Genomic DNA, 4272 nt, shown 5'->3' on the forward strand with positions numbered 1-4272 from the left:
ATGGTCGGCGCGACCACCCTCGACGAGTACCGCGAGCGCATCGAGAAGGACCCGGCGCTGGAGCGGCGCTTCCAGCAGGTGCTCGTCGCCGAGCCCAGCGTGGAGGACACCATCGCGATCCTGCGCGGGCTCAAGGGCCGCTACGAGGCCCACCACAAGGTGCAGATCGCGGACGCCGCCCTGGTCGCCGCCGCCGGCCTCTCCGACCGGTACATCACCTCCCGGTTCCTGCCCGACAAGGCCATCGACCTCGTCGACGAGGCGGCCTCCCGGCTCCGTATGGAGATCGACTCCTCGCCCGTGGAGATCGACGAACTCCAGCGGGCCGTCGACCGGCTGCGGATGGAGGAACTCGCCCTCGGCAAGGAGACCGACCCCGCCTCCCGCGAGCGCCTGGAGAAGCTGCGCCGCGACCTCGCCGACAAGGAGGAGGAACTGCGCGGCCTCAACGCCCGATGGGAGAAGGAGAAGCAGTCCCTCAACCGGGTGGGCGAGCTGAAGGAGAGGCTCGACGACCTGCGCGGCCAGGCGGAACGCGCCCAGCGCGACGGCGACTTCGACACCGCCTCCAAGCTGCTGTACGGCGAGATCCCCACGCTGGAGCGGGACCTGGAGGCCGCCTCCGAGGCCGAGGAGGAGGCCGTCTCGCTCCGGGGGAAGCCCACCATGGTCAAGGAGGAGGTCGGCTCCGACGACATCGCCGACGTGGTCGCCTCCTGGACCGGCATCCCGGCCGGCCGCCTGCTGGAGGGCGAGACGCAGAAGCTGCTGCGCATGGAGGACGAGCTGGGCCGCCGCCTGATCGGCCAGGGCGAGGCGGTGCGCGCGGTCTCCGACGCCGTACGACGCTCCCGTGCGGGCATCGCCGACCCGGACCGGCCCACCGGCTCCTTCCTCTTCCTCGGCCCGACCGGCGTGGGCAAGACGGAGCTGGCCAAGGCCCTCGCGGACTTCCTCTTCGACGACGAGCGGGCCATGGTCCGCATCGACATGTCGGAGTACGGCGAGAAGCACAGCGTCGCCCGTCTCGTCGGCGCGCCCCCCGGCTACGTCGGCTACGAGGAGGGCGGCCAGCTCACCGAGTCCGTGCGCCGCCGCCCCTACAGCGTCGTCCTGCTGGACGAGGTGGAGAAGGCCCACCCCGAGGTCTTCGACGTGCTGCTGCAGGTCCTCGACGACGGCCGGCTCACCGACGGGCAGGGCCGCACCGTCGACTTCCGCAACACCATCCTGATCCTCACCTCGAACCTGGGCAGCCAGTTCCTGGTCGAGCCGGACACCCCCGAGGAGCAGAAGAAGCAGCAGGTCCTGGACGTGGTGCGGGTGTCCTTCAAGCCCGAGTTCCTCAACCGGCTGGACGACCTGGTGGTGTTCTCCGCGCTGTCGAAGGACGAGCTGGGCCGCATCGCCCGGCTCCAGATCGACCGCCTGGCCCGCCGCCTCGCCGAGCGCCGCCTCACCCTCGACGTCACGCCCGAGGCCCTGGCCTGGCTCGCCGAGGAGGGCAACGACCCGGCCTACGGTGCCCGCCCGCTGCGCCGCCTGGTGCAGACCGCGATCGGCGACCGCCTCGCCAAGGAGATCCTCGCGGGCGAGATCAAGGACGGCGACACGGTCCGGGTCGACACCTCCGGCGAGGGCCTGAAGGTGGGACCCGCCACGGGGAAGACCCTCTAGACCCGGACTTCGCGGGTCGTTGATTCGTATGGTGTGACCGGCTCGGGGGTGTCCCGGGCCGGGGGTGTGGCGTTGGGCTGGGTGTGTCGATGACTTCCCGGTCCCCGCGGCCACGGTCCCAGCGTCAGCGCCTCGATGTGGTGGTGACGTCCGTGGTGGAGAAGCGTCTGGGCGCTCTGCCTGTCGCTGCCGAGTTTCTGCGCCGGCTGGATGTTTCCGGGATCGTCGATGCGGTGTGTCCGGGCGGCGCTAGCGCGCTGGTGACGCACGGGCAGGTGATCGAGGCGTTGGTGGCCAACCGGCTGACGTCGCCCGCGCCGCTGGTACGGGTGGAGGACTGGGCCAGGTGCTGGGCGGTCGAGGAGGTCTTCGGGATCGGGCCCGAGCTGCTCAACGACGACCGGCTCGCCCGGGCGCTGGACGCGATCGCTCCGCATCTGGATGAGATCGCGGGCACGGTCGGGGCCCGGGCGATCAGCGAGTTCGGGATCGATGTGGCCCGGCTGCACTGGGACATGACCAGCATGTCCGTCCACGGCGCCTACCCGGCCGAGGGCCAGGACGAGGACTTCCCGCTGATCCGCTACGGGCATCCCAAGGACCGGCGGACCGATCTGAAGCAGGTCCAGGCCGGTCTCGCGGTGGCTGCCGACGGCGGTGTCCCGATCCACGCGAAAGTCTTCGGCGGATCGGCGGCCGAGGTCAGCCAGGTCATCGGGGCGATGAAGGACCTGCGGGCCATGGCCGCAACCCGCGACTTCCTGATGGTCGCCGACTCCAAGCTGGTCTCCTACGCCAACGTCTCGGCGCTGCTTCAAGCGGGAGTGGAGTTCATCGCCCCCGCCCCGGCCGCGCAGGTCGGCAACGAGGTCTATGCGGCACTCGACCTGCGGCAGGCCGTCGTCGTGGACTGGGTTCCCGACCGGGACGCGGACAAGCCGCCCGAGAAGCGGGAGACCTACCGGGTCCTGGAGGACACCCACGTCCTGAACGGCCCCCGCAAGAGCGACCCGCCCCTCACCCTGCGCCGGATCCTGGTCCACTCCACCGCGAACGCTGCGGGCCAGCAGGCGGCCCGGGCCAAACGCCTGGCCAAGGCGGCCGAAGAGTTCGGCAAGCTCACCACCGCGGCCGGCGGACGTCACTACAGGACCCGGGAGAAGATCGTCGCCCGGATCGGCGTGATCGCCGCCAAGCGGCGCGTCACGTCCTGCCTGCGCTGGGCCGTCACCGAGAACGAGCACGGCGCCCCCGTCCTGGCCTGGCACTTCGACCAGGCCGTCCTGGATGCCGAGGCCGCGATCGACGGCTGGTACGCACTGCTGACCTGTATCCCGGCAGACCGGGCCACCCCGGCCGAGGCCCTCATCCACTACAAGGGCCAGGGCACGGTCGAGCGCCGCTACCACGACTTCAAAGGGCCGCTCGCGGTCACGCCGGTCTTCGTGCAGCACAACCGCCGTGTCGCCGCCTTGATCCAGGTCATCTGTCTGGCCCTGCTGGTGTTCTGTCTGATCGAACGGCAGGTCAGACGCGCGCTCGGCCCCGAGCAGACCATGACCGGCCTCTACCCGGACAACCGCCGCGTCCGTCCCACCGGCCGCATGATCTTCTACCACCTCGGCGAACTCACCCTGCGGATCGGCAACCTCACCGACCCGCCCACCGTCCAGATCACCCGCGGCGTCCAACTCCACCTCCTCGACCTCCTCGACACCGACATCGGACAAACCCGCTGGCCACAGACCTGAAACGGTGACCCGCGAAGTCCGGGTCTAGAGGGCCCCGGAGGAACCGGCGCGGACCCGGCGCGCCCCGCCCCCCTTCACCCGGGGGCGGGGCGCTCTGTGCTGCGATCGGCCTGATCGTGTCCGCCGAGGGCTGACAGGGGTAGTCGGGGGTTGCCACGCCCCTCCCCGCATGGGGGAGGATGACGGAATCCGTACGAAGGGAAATTCACGGTGAGCATCGACCCGTCCTCGATTCCGAACTTCGGGGGCAAGCCCCAGCCCCAGTCCCAAGGACCGGCGGGCCCCGTCGTCCCGGATCAGGACCTTGTGAAGCAGCTCCTGGACCAGATGGAGCTGAAGTACGTCGTCGACGAAGAGGGTGACCTCGCGGCGCCGTGGGAGCAGTTCCGCACGTATTTCATGTTCCGCGGTGAGGGGGAGCAGCAGGTCTTCTCGGTGCGGACCTTCTACGACCGGCCGCACCCCATCGAGGAGAAGCCGCAGCTTCTGGAGGCGATCGACGACTGGAACCGGCGCACCCTGTGGCCGAAGCTCTACACGCACACGCACGACGACGGCACGGTCCGCCTGATCGGTGAGGCGCAGATGCTGGTCGGCACGGGCGTGAGCCTGGAGCACTTCGTGTCGTCGACGGTGAGCTGGGTGCGCGCGGCCATCGAGTTCGAGCGCTGGCTGGTCGAGCAGCTCGGGCTGGAGAAGGACGTCGAGGACATCGGCGGCGTCGACGGCACCGAGCGGCCGCAGGACGGCGACTCGGACGAGCCGGGCGCCTGACCCGTCCCACCCCGGCGGCAGCGGTCCGCCCGGGCGTCCCGCAGGGGACGTCCGCCACGGAAGAGCCCGG

At 70.6% G+C, this 4272-nt stretch carries 3 protein-coding genes; all 3 read left to right on the plus strand.

Annotated features, from left to right (window positions below):
* Positions 1-1677, plus strand: a 1677-nt coding sequence (locus ACFYWL_RS30825) for an ATP-dependent Clp protease ATP-binding subunit (RefSeq protein WP_386980225.1), incomplete at its 5' end; no start/stop codon positions are given.
* 152 nt (positions 1678-1829) lie between these two features.
* Positions 1830-3428 (plus strand): IS1634 family transposase, encoded by a 1599-nt coding sequence (locus ACFYWL_RS30830; RefSeq protein ID WP_386980228.1) that lies wholly within the window; start codon positions 1830-1832, stop codon positions 3426-3428.
* A gap of 306 nt (positions 3429-3734) precedes the next feature.
* Positions 3735-4202 carry a YbjN domain-containing protein gene (locus tag ACFYWL_RS30835; RefSeq protein ID WP_386980231.1) on the plus strand — a complete coding sequence of 156 codons (468 nt, stop codon included), beginning with the start codon at positions 3735-3737 and terminating at the stop codon, positions 4200-4202.
* Positions 4203-4272: the final 70 nt, after the last annotated feature.

This window comes from Micromonospora sp. NPDC002575, from assembly GCF_042889525.1.
Lineage (GTDB): Bacteria > Actinomycetota > Actinomycetes > Mycobacteriales > Micromonosporaceae > Micromonospora > Micromonospora carbonacea.